Here is a 19,944-nt window from a genome sequence, read left to right on the forward strand (position 1 = left end):
CGATGTCGGGCAGATGTGGCCCGATCCCAAGAACAAAGAACTTCTCGTAGAAGGCATGGTCCCCATGGACATCACCAACCAGATCGCACTCGTCACCGGCGCAAACCGCGGAATCGGCCGCCAGTACGTACTCGAACTCCTCGATCGTGGAGCGGGCAAGGTGTACGCGACGGCCCGCCGCCCCGAGACCTTGGAGTTCTCCGACGACCGGGTGGTGCCGTTGCGGCTCGACCTGCTCGACCATCAGTCCGTCGTGGCTGCGGCAGCGGCCGCAAGCGATGTCACGTTGCTCGTCAACAATGCCGGCATCGCCACCGGCGCGCCTCTGGTGACCGGTGACCTGGCCGAGATCCGCCGCGAGATGGACACGCACTTTTGGGGCACGCTGGACGTGATCCGGGAGTTCGCCCCCGTGCTGGCCGCCCAGGGAGGTGGTGCGGTCGTCAACGTCTTGTCTGCCCTGTCGTGGTTCACCGCTCCCGGCACCGGGTCGTATTCTGCTGCCAAGGCGGCTGAATGGAACATGACAAACGGTGTGCGGCTCGAACTTTCATCGCAAGGGACGTTTGTGCAAGGCGTCCTGTTGGGCGCGGCCGACACGGACATCTCCGCTGGATATGACGGGCCCAAAATCGATCCTCGCGACGTGCCGCGTCTCTCACTCGACGGTCTGACCGACGGGTTGATCGAGGTGATCGTCGACGACTGGACCGCGATGGTGAAGGCGTCGCTGGCCGGAGACCCGGCCGCGTTCTACTCGCAGATGAGCCAGCTCCTCGGCGCCGGCTGAGCAGCCGCCGCCGGCGGCAAGGCCGCGTTGTCACCTCCCGGTGGTCAGTCAACAACCTGGAGGCAGACCATGCTCAGTGTGTGGCGCCTTCACCTTTCGGGTGCGCGAGGGGCACGGCCGTCTTCAAGAACGACAGTTGCTCGTCGACCACAGTCGGGAACAGTGGGTCCACGTAGGGGTCGAAGTGACCACCGCGGTGCACATGCACTGTCGCATGCGGGATCTTTGACGCCACTTTCTGGGCGACAGAGGCCGGGGTGACGGCGTCATCGGACATGATCTGGATCAGCGTGGGGCATGTGATCGCAGCAGCTGTGCGCCCCGGGGAATAGAGGCCGATCTTGAGAAGTATTCGGGCGGCCACGGTTTCGGGATAATCGCTGATGGTCAGTCCCGACTCAGCAATAAGTCGGTCCCGTGCGTCCATCGCGTCAGGCGATGTCATGACGGCGACGTCGCCGGGTCGACCGACTGAATTGATGTAGCGCGGTGACCGCTTCAGCAGCGCCCGCGTCTGGTCGATGACGGCGGACGGGAGGACTCGGAGAGTGTTGCGCAGACCGGTTGCTCGCACCGCTGCGGGGCCGCTGACGTGGGGAACCTGTGCGATCGCGGCCGCGAAGTCCTCGCCGTTGCCCGCAAGTGAGAGCACGTGGCCCCCTGCGAACGAGGTCCCCCAGCCGACAATCCGCCGGGCACGGGCACCGTCGAGCGACCGGGCGTAGGCAATGGCGTTGCGGTAGTCCTGATGCTGCTTGGAGATGTCGAGGAGCTGGCGTGGCTCGCCCTCGCTGTCTCCGAAGTGCCGGTAGTCGAACACGACAACCACGTATCCGGCGCGGGCGAAGACGTCCGCATAGTTGAAAAGCCGCACGGCGCGGGGAGTGCCGAATCCGTGAGCCATCACCACCGCAGGCGTGTCGGCGGTGGCGGCAGCCGGACGGAAAACGGCCGCCGCGCATCGCACGCCCTCGGAGTCGAACCATTCGTCGGTGCGCGAGTAGCCGGGACCCGCGGTGGACGCATCAGTAGGCATGGCAAGTCCTTCGGGTGGGGATGCGGCTGTGTGTAGAACACACCGACCGCATTCTTGATCAGCGTTCAAGAAGACGGTAGCAACGCCTTGAACGGTAATCAAGATAGGATTCCGGCATGCCCCGGAACCGTGCGCCTGTCGACCGGGCTGAGAAGCGGGCCGAGATCATCGCTGCGGCCACGTCACTGTTCGTCGACGAGGGTTACGACAACACGACGATGGGAAAGATCGCGACCGCGGCGGGCGTGACAGCGAACACCATCTATTGGTACTTCCGAGACAAGGATCAGCTGCTGATCGCGGTTCTCGACGAAGTACACGCCGAGACCCTCACCCGCTTTGCTGCCGTGAGCGAGCGGCCGCTCGGCGACCGCATCCTCTGGGCGGTCCGAGAGCTCACCCGATACCACCGGCTGGTGGACACCGTCCATGTGCGCACATCCCATTCTGTCGATATCGACAGCTGGCACAGCGGTTTTCACTCGACATGGGAAGGGTGGATTGCGTCCGAGCTGACCCAGTCAGGAGCACCCGGCGCCGACGTGGGGGCGATGACTCGTGTGATCGTCTTTGTCATCGAGAGCATGCTCAGCCATCCCAACAGTGAGGACGAGAACCGGGCAACGGTCGACGTACTCCTGCGGATGGTTGACCTGCCAACACGCTAGGGATCTTGGCGGGCCGCCACCGCATTTGCACCAGGATCGTCCCCGTCGGTGGTGGTGGGTGGCTATGTGCCCTCCGCAACTGTGCCGGGGGATGAAGTTGGTGGGGTCTATGGGTCTGTGGTGGCAAGAATCCAGAGAGTGGTCTCGGCATGGGCCGGCAGCGTCATGGGTTTTCCGGTGGCGGCACTCTGCAGGGTGAGACCGTCGAGGTAGCAGACGATTCGAGGTGCTCTGGCGGACGCCGCCGCGGGATCGACTCCTGCAGCGGTGAGCGCGTGCTCGATGAGATTGCAATATGCGGCGATGCAGTCGGCTGCGGCAGTTGCCAGGTGGGGATGCCGTGAGGCGGCGACGTAGAGCTCGAGCTGCGCGAGCGAGGCACCGGCGTCTGCGAAGAGGTTGGTCAGTTCACCGAGCATCGACTCGAGAAGTTGCTCCGGGGTTGATTGCTCGCTGTCCCACTGCGCGATGAGGGTCTCACATCGTTCGACCACGGAACTCGAGAACTGTTGCAAGGTGGCCCGGAGCAGCTGGTCGCGATCGGTGAAGTGGTAGGTGGTGGACCCTACGGACATGTGGACCCGCTCGGCGACATCGCGCAAGGTGAAGCCGTTGAGGCCTCGCTCGCCGATCAACTGCAGTGTTGCAGTCATCAGTGCTTGCTTGCCGGCTCCGCGTCGTCGCGGCGAATCGGTAGCGCCTGAGTTCACCTATCCCACTCTCTCTGTCTCCACCGCCAGGTACCGATCGTCAGTGTGCCAATGCGATGAGAACGATGACGCATCCCACGACGACGGGTAGTACCAACAGCATTGCTCGATGTTCGCAGGAGAGTGTTGTGCGTTGGGTCGACGGTGTGTCGTCGACACTGTGAATGGTTCGTGCAGATTCGCGTGCGCGAAGCGAAGAAACGGTCTTCACCCTTTGTCCTGTCCGCGGCCATGGTTCGGTTCGGTCGGATGCCAACCTATCCTATACTGCACAGCTGTGCAGTATCCGTTGTCCAGGCGACGCTTCGACAGCGGGAACACCTGTCTGGTTTGTTGGGATCGGTAGCGGGGTGGCCCGGGTGTACTCGTCCGTGTTGGTCGTCGAAGATCGGCGCCACGTACGGAAGGAGCGTTTGATGACGTTACCGCGCAACCACTTTGGTAACCCCGGTCGACCCAGGGCGGGGCATCGCCCGACCCGTGAAGAGGCGCTGGCGCGCCTTCGGCAGCGTCAGATGCCTCTGCCGGACCTGGCCGTGACCGCGCGAGCCATGCCCGTTGCCCCCACCTATCCCTCGCCTGGCCTGTCCGGTCGAGAAGTTCAAGTGCTGCGAGTGTGGCTGGCACTCGACTCCAAATCATCTGTCGCGCAGAGGTTGTGCATCTCGCTCGGTACGGTCAACACACACCTCACCCGCATTCGAGTCAAGTACAGAGACGTCGGACGAAGTGCACCCACCAAAGCGGCTCTGGTGGCACGCGCCATCCAGGATGGAATCGTTTTGATCGACGATCTCTGAGTCGTGGGTCGACCGGGCCAGAAACGCCTCGTTCGAGACAGAGATACCCATTACTGCAAGTTTCAGCGCGAGGCTGCTTGATCCGGGTTAGCGTTGTACCGACGTTCCGACCAGCAGGCACGGGATGCCCTCCGTACAACGATCGAGGTATTCCGCGTGCCCACGCCCCTGACAGATGAATCATCGGCCGACAGTTCCTTACCCCCACAGGATTCCGGTCCCGAGTTGCAGCGGACTCTCGGCGGATTCCAGGTGTTCGCGATCTCCTTCGCGTTCATCTCCGTGGCGGTGGGAGTCTTTGCAACGTACGGAGAAGTGCTGGTCACCGCTGGCCCGGTTGGTATCTGGCTGTGGCTGTTCGCGGCCGTCGGCCAGACATTGGTTGCCCTCGTGGTCGCTCAATTCGCGGCCCGGATCGCGTTGAGCGGCTCGTCCTACCAGTGGGCATCGAGGCTGGCGAACCCGAAGGTCGGTTGGCTGTTCGGCTGGTTGACCTTCTGGTACCTGGCCACGGCAGTCGTCGCAATGGACAGTGCACTGGCCAGTCAGGCGTTCATGCCGCTCGTGGGGATGGATCCGAACGAGGACACGGCCCGCATCATCACGGTGATCATCATGATCATTCAGGCTGTCTTGGTGATCGCGTCGACCCGCTTGCTGGGCTTGATCACCTCGGGTGCTGTCGGTGTCGAGCTCGCGATCGTCGCGATACTCGTTGTCGCGCTGGCAGCGGTGGTGGTGTTCACCGGTAGCGGTGAGGTCAGCAACCTGACGTCGCGGGGAATCACCGAAGGCGACAGCAATTACTTCGCCATCGGCGGCGGACTGATGGCCGGAATGCTGATGGGACTGACCACGCTGGTGGGATTCGATTCGGCGGCCAATCTCGCGGAAGAGGCCAAGGATCCGTTCCGGAGTGTGCCGCGCGCGATCGTTGCCTCCGTGCTCGCCGCCGGGGTGGCAGGGTTCCTGTTCTTGCTCGCGCTGACCGTCGCGATCGACGATGTGGACGCGATCAGTAAGAGTGGGTCGCCGGTCGCAGCGATCATCCGAGACCAACTCGGTCCGGTGATGGAACGAATCCTGCTGGCTGCCATCGTCTTTGCGATCTTCGGCGCCGGAATGGTGGTGATGGCGGCGTGCTCACGTCAGGTGTTCGCGATGGCCCGTGATGAACGGTTCCCGGCACATGGGCTGATGCGTAAGGTCAATCCCCGCACCCAGACCCCGGTACCGGCCACCCTCCTCATCCTGGTCGTCGGTGTCGTCTTGTTGGTCGTGCTGCCCGGAGATGCGCTGATCAAGCTGATCACCGCCTCGACACTTCTGCCTGCGCTCATCTACGGCGCCATCGTTGTGCTCTATCTGGTGGTGCGCAAGCGGCTGGAAAGAAAAGAGGATGGGTTCAGCCTCGGCCGCTTCGAACTCCCGATTGCCGTGGCAGCCTTGATCTGGGTCGCCTTCGCGCTGTTCGTGTTGGTCACTCCAGGTGACTCCACCTCGTCGAACGTGATCGTCGCCGGCCTGATCCTGTTGGGTGGCGTGTACTTCGCCAAGATGATGATCTTCAATCGTGAGGTGCTCGAGACCGAGCCTGCCGGTGGCGACGCCGTCGACGCGGTTGTCGAGGTGACCGAGTGAGCAAACGGGTGTCCGGGCCGGTGGAACTGACCGGCCGAATCGTGCGCCCCGGGGACCCGCAGTATCAAGAGGCGAGTTCCGGATGGAACCTGCTGTTCACCCAAACACCCCAGGTTGTCGTGTATCCGCAGGTGACCGAAGACGTCGTCAATGCGCTCACATGGGCACGGCAGAACGCTGTTTCGCTTCGGGTACGTAGCGGGGGACATTGCCTCGAGGGTTGGTCGAGTGTCGACGACGGCATCGTGATCGATGTCAGCGAGATGAAATCGGTGTCGCTGAACGCGGAATCACAGACGGCGACGGTGGGCGCTGGGCTCAACCAACTCGAAGCCGTGACTGCATTGGGGCGTGCGGGCTTTGCGGCACCGACGGGAACCGAGGGCACGGTCGGACTGGTCGGCGCCACGCTCGGGGGCGGTTTCGGTTTGTTGACCCGCTACCTCGGTATGGCATCGGACAACTTGTTGGCAGCCGAAATAGTCGTCGCTGACAATGACCGAGGTGCAGAGGTCATCACGGTCGACGAGACGAGCAACCCGGATCTGCTCTGGGCGTTACGTGGTGCAGGCAACGGCAACTTCGGGATCGTGACGTCGTTGACCTACCGCGTCCATCCGCTGACGCAGACGATCTACGTCACCGCCACATGGTCTGGTCTCGACCACCTGCACGCTGTGTTCGATGCGTGGCAGCGCTCGGCGCCGGCGACGGACAACCGGCTCACCAGTCAGATCGAGATCAACAGCGAACAGGTCCAACTCTTGGGTGTTCTGGCAACGGGGACACCACACGAGGCGTTGGAACTGCTCGGTCCGATCCTGTCCGTCGGTGCGCCAGAGGTGACAACGTCGGACGCGAGTTGGGTCGACACCTACACGGCATTCCAGATTCCGACCGAGGACGAGCCGGCCAACTGGAAGTTCCAGTCCCAGTTCATCTCAGAACCGTTCCCGCCGGAAGCGATCGACCTGGTCTGTCAGTACATCGCGACTGCTCCGACTGCAGAGTGCAACTACTTCACCAACGCCTTCGGGGGCGCGGTGACCCATACCGAGCCGTCCGGTGGGTCGGTATTCGCGCACCGCAACGCGATCTTCTACGCCGAGCCCGGTGCCGGATGGGGAACAAGGGGAGCAGAGGCCGCGGCGGCGGATCCCCTGTCGACAGTGTGCCTGTCCTGGGTGGACGACTTCACGAAAGCGCTGGCGCCCTATGTTTCCGGGGCGTACAGCAACGTCCCGAACGCCGACATGGCCGACTGGCAAACCGCCTACTGGGGATCCGGCGTCGAGCGATTGAAGGCGATCAAAGCGCAGTACGACCCGACCGGTGTATTCAGCTTCGAGCAAGGGCTTTCACAACCCGAGAGCTGAATCATAGTGAGCGAGCGATGATTTCCTTCATGATCTCGTTGGTGCCGGCGTAGATCTTCTGAACCCGTCCATCTGCCCACATGCGGCCGATGGGGTACTCGCTCATGTACCCGTATCCACCGAAGAGTTGCATGCAGTCGTCGAGCACTGTCATCGCGCGGTCCGAGGTCCACCACTTGGCCATCGCCACCGTGGGGATGTCGAGCTCGCCGGCGAGGTGTTTGCGAATGCAGTCGTCGATGAAGACGCGGGCGATCGTTGTCTCTGTCGCGGCTTCGGCGAGTTTGAACTTGGTGTTCTGGAACCCGAAGATGGGGCGGCCGAACGCTGTCCGCTCCTTGGTGTAGGCGAGTGTCTGGGCGACAGCAGACTCCATCCCGGCGACCGAGGCCACGGCGATGATCAATCGCTCCTGGGGTAGTTGCTGCATCAATTGGACAAAGCCCAATCCTTCATCGGTTCCCAGGAGGTTCGCGGTCGGTACCCGAACGCTGTCGAAGAACAGCTCCGACGTGTCCTGTCCACGTTGCCCGATCTTGTCCAGAATCCGGCCGCGGCGGAAACCCTGCCGGTCACCCTCGACGAGAATCAGCGAGATGCCTTCTGCGCCTTTGCTGGTGTCGGTCTTGGCCACCACGATGATGAGGTCGGCCTGCGATCCGTTTGTGATGAACGTCTTGGACCCGTCGATCACGTATTCGTCTGCGTCGCGGATCGCTTTGGTCGAGATGTTCTGCAGATCGGAGCCCGTGCCGGGTTCTGTCATCGCGATGGCGCCGACAACCTCGCCGGTTGCCATCTTCGGCAACCAACGCTGCTTCTGCTCCTCTGATCCGTACTCGAGCAGGTAGTGGGCGACGATCCCGTTGTGCAGGCTCACACCCCACGACGAATCACCCGCTCGCGCTTGCTCTTCGATCAACACCGCCTCGTGCGCGAACGTGCCGCCGCCGCCGCCGTACTCCTCTGGAATCGACATGCACAGCAGCCCCAATTCGCCGGCCTGGTTCCACAGATCGCGATCCACATGGTGTTGCGACGTGTACTTCTCGGTGTTCGGAATGACGTGCTTGTCGAGGAACGACTTGATCAATCCGCGTAGAGCTTCGAGATCAGGAGTCACCCAGGATGAGGTGTGGGTCATCGGTACCTTTCATCGGCCGCACCATGTCAGTAGGCATTGTAACAATGATGGATGTCACTATCGCACAGCGAGATGACGGTGGCGCCAGTGGCTCCTATTTTCCCAGTTCGGCCAATTTCCGGCACCAGCGAATGCAACAGTGTATCTATAGTTGTGGCATTGACTTCCCATTGACGCGCTGGATCTAGATGCATGGTCCGCGTGTCTCTGGCCTACGAAGGCGTATGACATGGACAATTCGGGGGTTTCTCGCCGCGCGGTGTTGCGCGGGATGGCGATGGGGTCCGCGGCTGTGGCGGGCACAGCCGCAGCCGGACATCTGGGTCTGGGGCAGGTGTGGGCCGCTCCGCCCACTGATCGCCGGGTGGCCGTTCTCGGTGGAGGTATCGCGGGGTTGACCGCGGCGCACGAGTTGGCCGAGCGTGGCTACGAGGTCACGGTGTACGAACGGCGCGCACTCGGAGGCAAAGCGCGCAGCATGGACGCCACCACCATGCGCTTCGGTGGTGGTCGTAGGCCGTTGCCGGGGGAGCACGGGTTCCGGTTCTTCCCTGGCTTCTATCAGGCTGTTCCGGACACGATGCGGCGAATACCGTTCCGTGGCAATGTAAACGGGGTCCGTGACAATCTGGTGCCGGCCCTGACGGCCACGGGGGCATACAACGGCCCTGAGATCACTGCGCCGTTCGCTTTGGACTTCAACGCGATCGGTCTGGCTGCTCACCCCGAACGGTTGGTCAAGTCGCTGCTCGGCGGGTTGATCTACGCGCCGCGGCTGCCCTATCTGGACCTGCTGGGTCTGGCACAGAGGTTGCTGGTGTACTTCACCAGCTGCGACGAGCGGCGGTTCGGTCAGTACGAGTACCAGACATTCGCCCACTTCGCCCGCGCCGAGAACGCCCATCCGAACTATCTGTGGGTGATCTCCACTGTCACCAGGACTTTGGTTGCGGCGAAGGAGAACATCGCCAGCGCCCGAACCATCTGCAACATGGCCGAAGCCTTCCTCCTGAACATCATCAACCGCGGGTCGCAGGGCTATCCGGACATGGTCTTGAATGCGCCCACGAACGAGGCGTGGATCGACCCATGGGTGGCGCACCTGCGCGGCATGGGCGTTCGGTTCGAAATGGGCAGCACACTGCAGTCGCTGACCACCGCGGACGGACGAATCGCATCGGCTCGGATGACCGACGCAAGCGGCCGCCCGACAGAGGTGCCCGCAGATTGGTTCGTGTTGGCAGTGCCGCCCGAAAAGGTGGTCCCGCTCCTGGGTCCGGACGTGTTGGAGCTCGATCCTTCGCTCGAGAGGATCTCGAAGTTGTTCTCCGACTGGATGACCGGCATCCAGTTCTACCTCGACATCAATGAGTCCATCGCTCCGGGGCACATAGGGTTCATCGAATCGCCGTGGCGGTTGACCGGCATCCAGCAGGGCCAGTTCTGGCATGGCCGCAACATCGCCCGCGACTACGGGGACGGCACGGTCCGCGACATCTTGTCGGTGGACATCTCCGAGTGGAACACGCCCGGGTCGAACGGCAAGACCGCCAAACAGTGCAGCCCAGAAGAGATCGCCCGGGAGACCTGGCACCAGGTCGTGACCACGCAGTCGGGTCGATTGTTGTTGCCAGACAAATTGACCGACGCAAACTTGAAGGGCTGGTTCCTCGATCCGGGTATCGGCTGGAATCCACAGACCCGCGCATTGACGAACGAGGACCCGTTGCTGATCAATACGGCCGGCTCCTGGGACAACCGGCCCAATGCGGGCACCGGGATACCGAATCTGTTCCTGGCCGGCGACTATTGCCGCAGCCAGATCGATCTCGCGACAATGGAAAGCGCGAACGAGGGCGGCCGCAATGCGGCGAACGCTGTGCTCGATGCGTCGGGATCAAACGCCTCACGGGCACGGCTGTGGCAACACACCACGATCGCCGAGTTCGATGGCGCGCGTCAACTGGATCGCGACCGATGGCGCGCGGGGTTGCCGAACGTATTGGACATCCCGTGACGTCTCCGGGTGGTCGACGCAATGCAACACGGTTTGTAGAGTCGCTACATGACGGTAGAGCACGACGAAGTCGACGAGAAGATCATGGACGCCACGCTCGACCGGATCCTCCAGGTAGGGATTCGTCGAGCGAGTCTGGAAGACATCGCCCGCCGAATCGGGATGAACAGGGCCACGATTCACCGCCGGTTCGTGGGCAAAGACAATCTGATCGAGGCGGTGCTCGAGCGCGAGACACGCCGAATGTTGGCCGAGGTCACGGCAATCGCGACGACTGCGCCAGGGGTCGACGCCCAGATCGAAGAGACAGTGCTCCACGTGCTGCTGCAGACCCGCATCCACACGTTGGTGACACAGCTCCTTCGTGTCGCGCCCGAAGAAGCCCTCACCTTTTACACCGTCCAGGGCGAGCGGCTCGTCGGTATCGGCATCGACTACATCGTCGGGCTCCTCGACCACGCCCAACAGGCCGGTGTCATTGCCCGCTACGACCCGAGGCCGATCGCCGAACTGGTTGCCCGACTATCGCATTCACTGATGCTCACTCCTGGAAGCGGGGGGAGCGTCGACTTCACCGACCACGAGCAAGCCCGTCGGTTCGTTCGCACAACTCTCGTGCCCCTCATCAAGTACGGCATCACCGCATCACCGGAGGACAATCCCGATGACACCATCAGCAGCAGTACCCACCCGGCATCCCCGCAAGCCCCGTAAAGGCCCGGGACTCGGCCCGTTCGCCCGCTTGCTGAGGATAGGGAGCCCCACTCCCCAAAGGTGGGGCGCGTTGGGCGAATCGTTGCTGATCGGTGATGACCCGATGGACCGTCTCGTCGACTGGATGTACGCCGAGGGCATGGCGGACACGCGGCCACTCTTCGACCAGGCCCTGCGTACTGGGATCGACACCATGCCGGATGCGCCGCCGCCCCTTCGGCTCTTTTTCGAGATGGTCGAAGACACGCCTGACTGGGTTGACGAAGGTCTCCTGCGCCACGGAGAGAGGGTTTATCGCTCAGGTGGCACTGATTCGCTGTACTTCTCGCGAGACGTGTCGTTCCTAGGGGGCTACCTCGCGTCCGGATTCAACAAGACGCTCATTCGTACCGGTGCGCTCGAAACCGGCCCTGCCCGACGTTTCGCAGAGACACTCCAGTGGGCCATGGACATCTCGAGCGACCACGGCATGGCCAAGTTCGGGCAGGGCTATCAATCCACTCTGCACGTGCGCCTCATCCACTCCATCGTGCGCAGGCACGTGGGTGCGATGCCCGATTGGTGCACCGACGAGTGGGGTATCCCCATCAACCAAACCGACATGGCTGCAACGCTTTTGGGAGCATTGCTGGCACCGATCGTAGGTGGCATGGCCTTCGGTCTCATTCCCTCGCGCAGCGATATGGAAGCTGCGGCCCACCTGACCCGGTACGTCGGCTGGCTGATCGGGGTAGAGGAGCACTGGCTGCCACGCAGCTTCCACGATGGGGTGGCGCTGTTGCATCACTGCCTTGCCGCGATCACCAATCCCGATGACACCAGCCGACAGATGGCGCTACCGATGATGAACGACCCCTTGTCCTGGAACTACCCGAACCTGCCGGGTGTGCGCGGCCGCATTGCCCGCGCCCAGCACCTGTCGGTGACCAGCGCGTTTCTGGGACCGGCGGCGATGAAACGCCTTGGGCTGCCTGCCTGGGTCCCCCCGTGGTATCCGGCCGTGAGAATACCGATCAATCTTGCACGCACGGCATGGTTCCGGCTGATTCCCGGCGGCACCGAGCGCGCCGCGAGGCATGGGAGGCAGGAGCAGGAAGCGTTCTTACGCCGACTGATCGGTGACACCAATGTCGTTGTCGGGCAGTATGCTGCCCACGCCAACGGCTAGTACCCACACCATCGGCAATCGGTCCCGCCCGTCAGTCGAGGATGGCGGTGGCCTCGACTTCGACAAGGACGTCGGGTTCGAAGAGGTAGTCGACCCCGATCAGTGAGGCAGGCGGCATCGGCTGCGGCAATCCGATCTCGGCAGAGACGCGCTCGACCCCAGTCATGAACTCGGTGATCTTTTCCGGCGTCCAGTGCGTGACATAGAACGTCAGTCGCAGCACGTCCGAGAAGGCGGCACCGGCACCAGCCAATCCCGTCGCTGTGTTGCGCAGAGCCTGCTCAACCTGTCCGGCCAGGTCGTCGGGAGCCACCGGCGTTCCGTCGGCGAGACGGGCGATCTGACCACTGACGTGCACGTGCCGTGACCCGGTACCCACTGCGATGTGGTGGTAAGGCGTCGGCTGGGTCATGCCTGCGGGGGTGGAGTAATCGACGGTCATGTTCTCTCCTTGTGCTTGTCGGGGTGGGTATAGATTTGATACCTGGTACATCAAGGACACTTCAAGGAGACCAGGTTTCATGACGGATACCTCGGCGGCCGAACTCACGGTCAGCGCACCACACCGCGAGCTGCTCGACCAGGTGCTCGACAAGTGGTCGTTGGCGGTCCTCAACGAGCTCTGTGAGCGCCCACGTCGTTTCAACGAATTGCGGCGATCGATTCCGGTTGTCACCCAGAAGTCCCTCACCGCAACGCTTCGCAAGCTCGAGAGGAACGGGATCGTGGAACGGGTACTGCTCAGCTCGCGACCGGTCGCGGTCGAGTACCGGATCACCCCGCTGGGAAAGACGCTCCGCCCGCCGATCGACGTCATCCTCCAGTGGGCCACCGCGCACATGCCCGACATCGAAAGGGCCCGTGCCGAGTTCGATGCGGCCGATGATGACTGAAGATGAATTGTCGGCCCGGCATACGTTGCGCGACAACTACTGGCCGTCGCCCCGGAGTCTCTGCGGTGCGCGCAGTAGATAGCTCTCGGTCAGCAGTTCGGCGACTTCTTCCCAATCCGTCTCATGCCCGAGTATCAGCCCGATTTCGTCACGGCGCCATGACGTGGCAAAGAAGGGTGCACCGGTGTGACGTAAGGCCTCGAGTTCGTCGCCGCCCGATCGGAACATGAGGACTGACGCGGGTCCGTCCGTGTCCGCGGCAGTGGCGTAAGCCGGAGGATGGCCGTCGACGATGTCGAGGACGTGAGCGAATGTCTTGGTGCCGACGCACCATCGGAGGCCCACCCACGCCTGCTCTTCGCGAACCTCGGGGTGGACCAGGCAAAGCTCACGGACCCGCCCTGCGATGTCGTCGAACGATGGCGTCCGTGTCGGCGAATCGTCCGGGGTCTCGGAGCTGTTCACGACCGCTACCGTAACTCTGCATCTGCGCGCTCGACCTCCCTTCGAGTGCTCGGGCGAACCGACAGTCTTTTGTTCACCGTTGTGCGTCGGCATCACCCGTGGTGCGGAAGTGGTCTCACGCGATTCGGCGTGCGCGCAGTGGGTACCCGTGGAGGCATGTTGAAGAACTCTGTGATCGAGGGATTGGTCGCCGGCACCGTCGGTGGCGCCGTGATGACGCTCGGGGAAAAGTTCGAACAGAAACTGACCGGACGCCCGAGTTCGTACGTTCCGGCGCGGGTGCTCGAACGGTTGACCGGGTTGGGCGAGAAGCCCGGTCAGCAACCGGTGTGGGCCAACTGGGCGATGCATTACGGCCAGGCCGCGGCGCTGGGCGTTCTCCGGTCGGTGATGTCGGAGGTCGGTCTGCGTGGCCCGGTGGCATCGGCGAAGTTCACCGTCGTCCGCCTGACCAACGACCAGATCTTGGAGAACGCGACGGGTGTCGGCGCCCCTCCGGAGACGTGGCCTCGGTCAGAGATCGCGATCGACGTCCTCCACAAAGCCGTGTACGCCTTCACCACAGGAGTCATCACAGACGCCCTCGCAGCTCGGCGTGGGCCAGGCCCCGGCCAGCAGCATGCGGCTGTGTTCCCCGGTCGCCACCCAGATGTCGGCCCGATCTCGCGCGAGCGGGCCAAACGTCGACTCCTCGGCTGATCGCCGGCCCCGGGCCCGATCGGACGGATGACGGTTTTCTTAAAGAATCCGTAAACTGTCAGCAGTCTGTAGGTAGTCGTCGTGGAGGAGTGTGTCGAGTGGTCGAAAGCCATCGGGATCAAGGTGGTCTGATCAGTCGGCGCGGGCTGCTCATCGCCGGGGGAGGTGCGCTGGCGGCTGTGGTGGCCGCGTGCTCGACGGACGGCGGATCTTCCCCACAGAAGAAGTCCGCATCGGCGCCTCCTCCAGAGGCCGTGGTTACCTTCGAACCGGCCGCGGGTGCGGCGAACTTCGATCCGCTGGGTCCGGTGTTGGTCTCGGTGACCCAAGGAACTCTGGTCGATGTGGTGATGACGAACAACGAGGGCCGCGTCGTCCCGGGAGTGATGACACCCGATCGGGCCGCGTGGAAACCGGAGACACCGCTGGGGTACACCAAAACGTATGCACTGCAGGTGACTACGCGTGACGACGAGGGCCGCACCCGTACGCATTCGAGCTCGTTCAGCACCCTGGCGCCGAACAATCTGACCATGCCGTCCTTTGTCACCACCGGTGGTAATGCGCTGGTCGACGGCGCCACGTTCGGAATCGGCATCGTGACGGTCGTGCACTTCGACGAACCGGTGCCCGACCGGGCAGCCGCTCAACGGTGCCTGTCGATCCAGACCGAGCCCGCCGTGGAAGGCCAGTGGAGCTGGCTCGATGATCAGAACGTGCATTGGCGCCCTCGTGAGTATTACGCGCCGGGTACGCGGGTCACAGCACGCGCTGACGTGTACGGCATCGACCTCGGAAACGGGCTCTACGGCCAGGACAACGCCGCCTGCTCATTCACGATCGGCGACTCCCACGTGTCCATCGCCGACGACACCACCAAGCAAGTCAGCGTGTACGTCAACGGGCAACTCGCACGCACGATGCCCACCTCGATGGGCCGCGGCGGCACCGAAACCGTCAACGGCAAAACCATCCATTTCTGGACCCAATCGGGCGTCTATACCGTTCTCAGCAAGGCCAACCCGGTGATCATGGACTCCTCGACCTACGGCCTTCCGGTCAACTCCCGGCTCGGCTACCGCGAGACCATCTACTACGCCACCCGCATCAGCAATGACGGGATCTACCTGCACCAGCTCGAGGACACCATCGCCCAACAAGGCAACACGAACATGTCGTCGGGCTGTCTGAACCTGAACCCGGACAACGCCAGGTGGTTCTACGACCTGTCGGTGACGGGAGATGTTGTCGAGGTGCGCAACACCGGCGGGCCACCGTTGGAACAGTGGCAGAACGGTGACTGGAGCATTCCCTGGGAGCAGTGGGTGGCCGGCAGCGCCTTGTAGTCCTACGCTCGGCGGCTGCAAGCCGATCAAGGTATCGCTGAATTCAGAAATCTATGTACTATCAGTGGGTGACCACTGCTGCGATGCACCGAGATGCGCTGTCCCGATTCGGCTATGCGCTCTCGGACGTGACCCGTACCGAGGTGCTGATGATCTTGCGGGATGGTCCCGCCTACCCATCAGACCTTGCCGACCGGATCGGCGTCTCTCGTCAAACCCTGTCCAATCATCTGGCGTGCCTGCGCGGGTGCGGTCTGGTGGTCGCGGTGCCAGAAGGCCGGCGAAGCCGCTATGAACTGGCCGACGCCAGAATCGGTGTGGCGCTCAATGATCTGCTCGGTGTGGTGCTGGCGGTGGACCCCGACTGCTGCGACGCTGCTCCAACACAGAACTGCTGCTGATGTCTCAGCACCTGGGCGTGCCGGGGCGGGCGGCTGCTGAAGCAGTGCCTGAGGCGCGGAAGAACGTGTTGGCCAGACGAATTCGGTGGTTCGTGGCGATCACCATCGCCTACAACGTGGTCGAGGGGATCGTTGCGATCAGCGAGGGTGCACGTGTCTCGTCGGTTGCCCTGATCGGTTTCGGTCTGGACTCGATCATCGAGGTGTCGTCTGCGGCGGCGGTGGCCTGGCAGTTCGCCGGTAGCAAACCCGAGGACCGCGAGAAGATTGCGCTGCGCATCATCGCCTTCTCGTTTTTCGCTCTCGCGTTGTACGTGAGCGTTGACGCTCTGCGTGCTTTGGCGGGCGGGGGAGAAGCCGGTCACTCGGTCGTTGGCATCGTTCTTACTGCCACCAGTGTGATCATCATGCCCATCTTGTCCTGGGCGCAACGTCGCGCGGGACGAGAACTCGGCTCGTTGTCCGCTGTTGCCGATTCCAAGCAGACGTTGCTGTGCACCTACCTCTCGGCCATAGTGCTGCTGGGATTGGTGCTCAACAGCACCGTCGGCTGGTCTTGGGCAGACCCGATCGCCGCGCTGCTCGTTGCCGCCATTGCGGTGCGGGAGGGCGTCAGTGCCTGGAAGGGCGACACCTGTTGCCCCTCGCCGGTAGGCATCGACAAAGGTCGCTCAGCGGGACACGACTGCGACTGCTGTCCCTGACAACTTGCTTGCGCGGCAACGTGTTCCTGTGCAAACGGGCGAAGAAGCAGGAATGGTGATCGTCAGCCCGAATGTGATTGCGCGGGTCTGTTACCCAAGGTTTGGATGACGTCGGCCACGGTCGCGACAGCGTCGTCGGACAGTCCGATCAGGCCGATCAAGATCTCGCGGACTGCGGCGTCCGCAGTAGGAGTCAGGGCCTCCTGAACAATTCGCTCGCCGGCTACACCAGAGATTCGGCGTGAGCCCGGGGCCTCGAGGAAGTAGCGTATGTCGACGTCCAGTCCGCCGGAGATTGCCTCGACGTCGGAAAAGGTGGGGGCGAGACCGTGTTGAAGTTGCCGCACACGCGACTTGGATAGTGCGAAGCCTCTCGCGTTCGCGCGTGCGGCCAATTCAGCACCCGTCATCGGTTCACCGTTCTGCCCGGGTATCGAATCGAGCAGAGTGCGAAGCCTTTTGGGAAATAAGCTGGGTTCGTCGAGATTCCTCCGCATCGAGCACCTTTCTTCTGGGGCTTCGAAAGTTAGTCGGTTCACGCGGGGGGAAGCGCACGGCAAATTGTAGTGATCTGCATCACATATATGCGCGAGTGGCCTACGACTGGAATGCGTCTTGATCCTGCACAGCGGATTGCGTATGTTACATTTTCGCCGCTGCGCCTGAGGCGTATCGAGGGGATGGCCGGCTCGGTGGCCGGGTGGGCATTAGCAAACGTGACGACTTCGCCGTGATGATCTGTGGCCATAGGAGGCAATGATGAATGCGCTTGTCGTTTCCGATACGCGTTCGGTCTATACAACGCTGGGCTCGTTGCGGTCAGAGGGTGATGTCGGACGGCTTCTCGGCGGCCCCGTCCGGGCTTTTGGACTGGAGCTGTTGGACAACCACCTGGATATGTGGGTTCCGATCGAACCTGATGTCTATCAACGAAATCCGGCGTTCAACGCGATCGCCTCGGTGATGCTCTTGCGTTGCCACGGGGCCCACGTACCCATCTTTGGTGCAGTCGCCGTCACGGCCCGTGCATCCACTGGTGCACTGGTGCCTCTCACGCAAACCCACCATCAGCGCCTGGCTCAGTCGATCAGCGAGGTGGTGGTCGCCGTCGAGGGCTGAACGGTGCTGCGGCCACTGCTCAGCTGAGCCATTCGCGTGAGTACACGTCTTGCCAGCGCACGTGGATTGCGCGGCAAGCCTGTGCAGTGACTTTGGCGCCCAGGGTGCGGACGAGCACGTCCTCGATTGCATCGCGAATGTGATCCGACATGACGGGCAGGTCATCTCGATACCGCGCGATCAATCCGATTCGGACAGCATGTATCTGGTCGCCGGCACCGTCGAGTGAAGCGAACACCACCAGGCGACCGAGTCCGGTTCTGATCTGCGTCGCCAATAGTTGTTTGACAACGCGGTCGCTGATCCAGACCCCGGGCATATCCGTTGCCAGTGCACGAGCGGGTCGACGAACCCGATTGAGGCTGGACGAGATTCGGGCCACGAGTCGAGACACATCGCTGTCGGTGTCATCGAGATGATGGCTGGCCTCGACCAACCACGCATCGGTCGGATCGAGATCGTCGTCGTAGTCGTCGTGGACGTCATCACTCATGAAGACGCTCCGTCGGCCGTGGAGTCTGGCTCCGACATGTGCTCGGTGCTGCCGGGGCGCCAGGGTGCCAGGCGTGTGGCCAGATACCGCCGGCTGCGTTGAAGGTGGCCACGCGCGGAACCTGTGCTGATCTGGAGCACCCGGGCAATCTCTGCCAACGACAGTCCCTCGACCTCACGCAACCACCATGTGGATCGTGACGTCGGCGGGAGAGCGTCCAGTTCGGTGCGCAGCGCCTCGAGCAGAGAAGTGCCCATGGCGACTTCAGCGGGCAGTGGCTCTGGTGATTCGAGATCGACGAATCGTGCTTCGTCGGTCGGGACATCACGCTTCTTTCGAAGTGAATCGGCCAGACGACGATAGGCGATGGTGAACATCCAGGTTCGGAACGAGCTGCGAAAATCAAAGTCGGGAAGCCCTTTCCAGACACTGAGGAGTGTTTCCTGCGCGAGGTCTTCAGCGCTGACGGGATCGGCCATCCGCTGCAGATATCGCAGCAATATGGGAGACACCCTTGCGATGAGAACACCGAACGCCTCCTGGTCCCCTACCGCAGCTGCCCCGGCGAGTTCGTCATCGGATAGCTCGGTCAGCGATAGCCGACCACCCATCGGATGCGTGTCTGCCGACCGATCATCGGGCGACTCGTCGGCCGGACCCGCGTCAGGCTTCTCGTGGTCGCGTTCGGTCATGCGCGCGCCTTTTTGCACGCTGCACGAATACTCCCGTTGTCAGGACGGTTCACCAAGGTTACCCAATGACGTCGTAGTTCCTTGTCCAGATGGCGAGGAAGGCGCTTGGTCGGCCGTCGGGCAATCTGGCCGGGCGCCCCGAGTCGAATGTCTGTGATGAACCGTTGACATGAACGCCAGCTACTCCTTTGCCCCCGGCCGCGCTTCGATGAAGCGGGCCGACACCCGAGGGCAGCGTTGATCGGTGTCGAACCGACCGAGTTCTCAGCCGGGTCATCAAACGCTGCCTGCTATTGACTCACCCCCGATCGACCGGCCGATGAAACTCCACCGCTGACCAACGATCGGCAGGTCAGTCCATCCGGTGGCAGTCCACCCGAGGCAGTCTTTTCGCGAATGATCCCCAATCCCTGCGCGAAGCATAGCAATGCTTATTGGTCTGTCGAGATGGCCGTCCGCGCGGGGAGGTCGACGTGGTCCTGTGACGTAGATCGCTTGAAGTCGTGCGTGCCGTTTCACTTTGCCGGCGGGACTAACTCGGTGAAGGGCCAACGTCCAGCGAGTTCCGGGGACGAGCCGAAGAAATGGGCACAAGGAGTTGCTGATGTCTGACACGACGACCACACCTGCAAAGGACACAAGCGCACAGGGCGCAGCCACTGGTGGCAAGAGTGTGGTTCCCACGAGTGGTGATCGAGGCCGCACGGCAATCTCCCAAACCGTGGTCGCGAAGATCGCAGGAATCGCCGCCCGCGAGATCAGTGGAGTCAGCGACCTGGGCGGAAGTGCGGAGCGAGTGGTCGGACGCGTCCGTGACGTGCTGCCGGGCACCTCGACGGCGTCGACCCAGGGGATCGAGGTCGAGGTCGGTGAGCGGCAAGCAGCCGTCGATGTGGGCATCGTGGCCGACTACGGCGTGGCAATTCACCAGCTCGCTGCTGCAATTCGTCGCAACGTGGTCAATGCGATCGAGCAGATGACCGGACTCGAAGTGACGGAGGTCAACGTCACCGTCCACGACATCGCAGTGGACGACGACGCCTCAGACAATCCACGAGTGCAGTGATG

The 19,944-nt window shown here is 62.7% G+C and carries 23 protein-coding genes; 15 read left to right on the forward strand and 8 right to left on the reverse strand.

The features are described from left to right. The first annotated feature begins 13 nt into the window (after positions 1–13). Positions 14–790 (forward strand): SDR family oxidoreductase, encoded by a 777-nt coding sequence (locus tag WIMU1_RS02355; RefSeq protein WP_307714067.1) that lies wholly within the window; start codon positions 14–16, stop codon positions 788–790. 73 nt (positions 791–863) lie between these two features. Here the strand turns inward: WIMU1_RS02355 and WIMU1_RS02360 are convergent, their stop codons facing one another. Further along, the gene (locus WIMU1_RS02360) at positions 864–1,826 is read right to left on the reverse strand and encodes an alpha/beta hydrolase (RefSeq protein WP_062794985.1); all 963 of its coding nucleotides are present in this window, start codon (positions 1,824–1,826) and stop codon (positions 864–866) included. A gap of 116 nt (positions 1,827–1,942) precedes the next feature. Here WIMU1_RS02360 and WIMU1_RS02365 point away from each other — a divergent pair, with 116 nt between their 5' ends. Beyond that, positions 1,943–2,494 (forward strand): TetR/AcrR family transcriptional regulator, encoded by a 552-nt coding sequence (locus WIMU1_RS02365; protein WP_062794986.1) that lies wholly within the window; start codon positions 1,943–1,945, stop codon positions 2,492–2,494. Positions 2,495–2,601: 107 nt separating this feature from the next. Here WIMU1_RS02365 and WIMU1_RS02370 read toward each other — a convergent pair whose 3' ends face one another. Then, positions 2,602–3,147 carry a TetR/AcrR family transcriptional regulator gene (locus WIMU1_RS02370; RefSeq protein WP_120802861.1) on the reverse strand — a complete coding sequence of 182 codons (546 nt, stop codon included), beginning with the start codon at positions 3,145–3,147 and terminating at the stop codon, positions 2,602–2,604. Positions 3,148–3,620: 473 nt separating this feature from the next. Here WIMU1_RS02370 and WIMU1_RS02375 point away from each other — a divergent pair, with 473 nt between their 5' ends. The 3 genes from WIMU1_RS02375 to WIMU1_RS02385 all read left to right on the forward strand — a co-directional run bounded on the left by WIMU1_RS02375 (position 3,621) and on the right by WIMU1_RS02385 (position 7,021). Then, positions 3,621–4,004 carry a response regulator transcription factor gene (locus tag WIMU1_RS02375; protein ID WP_062795733.1) on the forward strand — a complete coding sequence of 128 codons (384 nt, stop codon included), beginning with the start codon at positions 3,621–3,623 and terminating at the stop codon, positions 4,002–4,004. Between the two features lie 156 nt (positions 4,005–4,160). Continuing rightward, positions 4,161–5,645 (forward strand): APC family permease, encoded by a 1,485-nt coding sequence (locus WIMU1_RS02380; protein ID WP_084247958.1) that lies wholly within the window; start codon positions 4,161–4,163, stop codon positions 5,643–5,645. Continuing rightward, the gene (locus tag WIMU1_RS02385) at positions 5,642–7,021 is read left to right on the forward strand and encodes an FAD-binding oxidoreductase (protein ID WP_084247959.1); all 1,380 of its coding nucleotides are present in this window, start codon (positions 5,642–5,644) and stop codon (positions 7,019–7,021) included. The genes WIMU1_RS02380 and WIMU1_RS02385 overlap by 4 nt, the downstream gene beginning before the upstream one ends. Before the next feature lies 1 nt (position 7,022). On the opposite strand, the gene WIMU1_RS02390 is transcribed toward WIMU1_RS02385, so the two are convergent. Further along, positions 7,023–8,165 (reverse strand): acyl-CoA dehydrogenase family protein, encoded by a 1,143-nt coding sequence (locus tag WIMU1_RS02390; RefSeq protein ID WP_062794988.1) that lies wholly within the window; start codon positions 8,163–8,165, stop codon positions 7,023–7,025. A 229-nt stretch (positions 8,166–8,394) separates the two neighbouring features. Here WIMU1_RS02390 and WIMU1_RS02395 point away from each other — a divergent pair, with 229 nt between their 5' ends. The 3 genes from WIMU1_RS02395 to WIMU1_RS02405 are packed head-to-tail and all read left to right on the forward strand — an operon-like array spanning position 8,395 to position 12,064. Beyond that, complete coding sequence (locus WIMU1_RS02395) at positions 8,395–10,182, forward strand: hydroxysqualene dehydroxylase (RefSeq protein ID WP_062794989.1); 1,788 nt, start codon at positions 8,395–8,397, stop codon at positions 10,180–10,182. A gap of 48 nt (positions 10,183–10,230) precedes the next feature. After that, positions 10,231–10,896: a TetR/AcrR family transcriptional regulator gene (locus WIMU1_RS02400; protein WP_062794990.1), complete on the forward strand. Its 666-nt coding sequence runs from the start codon at positions 10,231–10,233 to the stop codon at positions 10,894–10,896. Continuing rightward, the gene (locus WIMU1_RS02405; protein ID WP_062794991.1) at positions 10,847–12,064 is read left to right on the forward strand and encodes an oxygenase MpaB family protein; all 1,218 of its coding nucleotides are present in this window, start codon (positions 10,847–10,849) and stop codon (positions 12,062–12,064) included. The genes WIMU1_RS02400 and WIMU1_RS02405 overlap by 50 nt, the downstream gene beginning before the upstream one ends. Positions 12,065–12,095: 31 nt before the next feature. On the opposite strand, the gene WIMU1_RS02410 is transcribed toward WIMU1_RS02405, so the two are convergent. Then, positions 12,096–12,506 carry a RidA family protein gene (locus WIMU1_RS02410; protein WP_062794992.1) on the reverse strand — a complete coding sequence of 137 codons (411 nt, stop codon included), beginning with the start codon at positions 12,504–12,506 and terminating at the stop codon, positions 12,096–12,098. Positions 12,507–12,585: 79 nt separating this feature from the next. Between WIMU1_RS02410 and WIMU1_RS02415 the strand changes: the two genes are divergently transcribed. Further along, on the forward strand, positions 12,586–12,957 hold the full coding sequence (locus WIMU1_RS02415) for a winged helix-turn-helix transcriptional regulator (RefSeq protein WP_062794993.1): 372 nt from the start codon (positions 12,586–12,588) through the stop codon (positions 12,955–12,957). Positions 12,958–12,993: 36 nt separating this feature from the next. Here the strand turns inward: WIMU1_RS02415 and WIMU1_RS02420 are convergent, their stop codons facing one another. Further along, positions 12,994–13,422, reverse strand: coding sequence for an MmcQ/YjbR family DNA-binding protein (locus WIMU1_RS02420; protein WP_211339034.1), 429 nt, complete (start codon positions 13,420–13,422; stop codon positions 12,994–12,996). A 156-nt stretch (positions 13,423–13,578) separates the two neighbouring features. On the opposite strand from WIMU1_RS02420, the gene WIMU1_RS02425 reads away from it, so the two are divergent. The 4 genes from WIMU1_RS02425 (at position 13,579) to WIMU1_RS02440 (ending at position 16,572) form a co-directional block, all read left to right on the forward strand. Continuing rightward, the gene (locus WIMU1_RS02425) at positions 13,579–14,121 is read left to right on the forward strand and encodes a hypothetical protein (RefSeq protein WP_062794994.1); all 543 of its coding nucleotides are present in this window, start codon (positions 13,579–13,581) and stop codon (positions 14,119–14,121) included. A gap of 128 nt (positions 14,122–14,249) precedes the next feature. Next, positions 14,250–15,467 carry a L,D-transpeptidase gene (locus tag WIMU1_RS02430; RefSeq protein ID WP_051406456.1) on the forward strand — a complete coding sequence of 406 codons (1,218 nt, stop codon included), beginning with the start codon at positions 14,250–14,252 and terminating at the stop codon, positions 15,465–15,467. 53 nt (positions 15,468–15,520) lie between these two features. Next, positions 15,521–15,868 (forward strand): ArsR/SmtB family transcription factor, encoded by a 348-nt coding sequence (locus WIMU1_RS02435; RefSeq protein WP_371850276.1) that lies wholly within the window; start codon positions 15,521–15,523, stop codon positions 15,866–15,868. Then, positions 15,868–16,572 (forward strand): cation efflux transmembrane domain-containing protein, encoded by a 705-nt coding sequence (locus WIMU1_RS02440; protein ID WP_062794995.1) that lies wholly within the window; start codon positions 15,868–15,870, stop codon positions 16,570–16,572. Before WIMU1_RS02435 ends, WIMU1_RS02440 begins: the two co-directional genes overlap by 1 nt. A 62-nt stretch (positions 16,573–16,634) precedes the next feature. On the opposite strand, the gene WIMU1_RS02445 is transcribed toward WIMU1_RS02440, so the two are convergent. After that, positions 16,635–16,919, reverse strand: a complete 285-nt coding sequence (locus tag WIMU1_RS02445; protein ID WP_147431436.1) for a hypothetical protein — start codon at positions 16,917–16,919, stop codon at positions 16,635–16,637. A gap of 412 nt (positions 16,920–17,331) precedes the next feature. Here WIMU1_RS02445 and WIMU1_RS02450 point away from each other — a divergent pair, with 412 nt between their 5' ends. Continuing rightward, positions 17,332–17,691, forward strand: coding sequence for a hypothetical protein (locus tag WIMU1_RS02450; protein WP_147431435.1), 360 nt, complete (start codon positions 17,332–17,334; stop codon positions 17,689–17,691). Between the two features lie 19 nt (positions 17,692–17,710). On the opposite strand, the gene WIMU1_RS02455 is transcribed toward WIMU1_RS02450, so the two are convergent. Beyond that, positions 17,711–18,184: a hypothetical protein gene (locus WIMU1_RS02455; RefSeq protein WP_062794998.1), complete on the reverse strand. Its 474-nt coding sequence runs from the start codon at positions 18,182–18,184 to the stop codon at positions 17,711–17,713. Then, complete coding sequence (locus WIMU1_RS02460) at positions 18,181–18,795, reverse strand: RNA polymerase sigma factor (protein WP_062795744.1); 615 nt, start codon at positions 18,793–18,795, stop codon at positions 18,181–18,183. Before WIMU1_RS02460 ends, WIMU1_RS02455 begins: the two co-directional genes overlap by 4 nt. Before the next feature lie 685 nt (positions 18,796–19,480). Between WIMU1_RS02460 and WIMU1_RS02465 the strand changes: the two genes are divergently transcribed. Then, positions 19,481–19,942, forward strand: coding sequence for an Asp23/Gls24 family envelope stress response protein (locus WIMU1_RS02465; protein ID WP_062794999.1), 462 nt, complete (start codon positions 19,481–19,483; stop codon positions 19,940–19,942). Positions 19,943–19,944: the final 2 nt, after the last annotated feature.

The organism is Williamsia muralis NBRC 105860 (assembly GCF_001598915.1).
GTDB lineage: Bacteria > Actinomycetota > Actinomycetes > Mycobacteriales > Mycobacteriaceae > Williamsia > Williamsia muralis.

Coding starts and splice junctions, on each gene's coding strand:
- WIMU1_RS02405 (WP_062794991.1), top strand. CDS start 10,847: ATGACACCATCAGCAGCAGTACCCACCCGGCATCCCCGCAAGCCCCGT.
- WIMU1_RS02395 (WP_062794989.1), top strand. CDS start 8,395: ATGGACAATTCGGGGGTTTCTCGCCGCGCGGTGTTGCGCGGGATGGCG.
- WIMU1_RS02370 (WP_120802861.1), bottom strand. CDS start 3,147: ATGACTGCAACACTGCAGTTGATCGGCGAGCGAGGCCTCAACGGCTTC.
- WIMU1_RS02390 (WP_062794988.1), bottom strand. CDS start 8,165: ATGACCCACACCTCATCCTGGGTGACTCCTGATCTCGAAGCTCTACGC.
- WIMU1_RS02410 (WP_062794992.1), bottom strand. CDS start 12,506: ATGACCGTCGATTACTCCACCCCCGCAGGCATGACCCAGCCGACGCCT.
- WIMU1_RS02355 (WP_307714067.1), top strand. CDS start 14: ATGTGGCCCGATCCCAAGAACAAAGAACTTCTCGTAGAAGGCATGGTC.
- WIMU1_RS02365 (WP_062794986.1), top strand. CDS start 1,943: ATGCCCCGGAACCGTGCGCCTGTCGACCGGGCTGAGAAGCGGGCCGAG.
- WIMU1_RS02375 (WP_062795733.1), top strand. CDS start 3,621: ATGACGTTACCGCGCAACCACTTTGGTAACCCCGGTCGACCCAGGGCG.
- WIMU1_RS02450 (WP_147431435.1), top strand. CDS start 17,332: ATGAATGCGCTTGTCGTTTCCGATACGCGTTCGGTCTATACAACGCTG.
- WIMU1_RS02415 (WP_062794993.1), top strand. CDS start 12,586: ATGACGGATACCTCGGCGGCCGAACTCACGGTCAGCGCACCACACCGC.
- WIMU1_RS02360 (WP_062794985.1), bottom strand. CDS start 1,826: ATGCCTACTGATGCGTCCACCGCGGGTCCCGGCTACTCGCGCACCGAC.
- WIMU1_RS02425 (WP_062794994.1), top strand. CDS start 13,579: ATGTTGAAGAACTCTGTGATCGAGGGATTGGTCGCCGGCACCGTCGGT.
- WIMU1_RS02400 (WP_062794990.1), top strand. CDS start 10,231: ATGACGGTAGAGCACGACGAAGTCGACGAGAAGATCATGGACGCCACG.
- WIMU1_RS02465 (WP_062794999.1), top strand. CDS start 19,481: ATGTCTGACACGACGACCACACCTGCAAAGGACACAAGCGCACAGGGC.
- WIMU1_RS02440 (WP_062794995.1), top strand. CDS start 15,868: ATGTCTCAGCACCTGGGCGTGCCGGGGCGGGCGGCTGCTGAAGCAGTG.
- WIMU1_RS02460 (WP_062795744.1), bottom strand. CDS start 18,795: ATGGGTGGTCGGCTATCGCTGACCGAGCTATCCGATGACGAACTCGCC.
- WIMU1_RS02435 (WP_371850276.1), top strand. CDS start 15,521: ATGTACTATCAGTGGGTGACCACTGCTGCGATGCACCGAGATGCGCTG.
- WIMU1_RS02455 (WP_062794998.1), bottom strand. CDS start 18,184: ATGAGTGATGACGTCCACGACGACTACGACGACGATCTCGATCCGACC.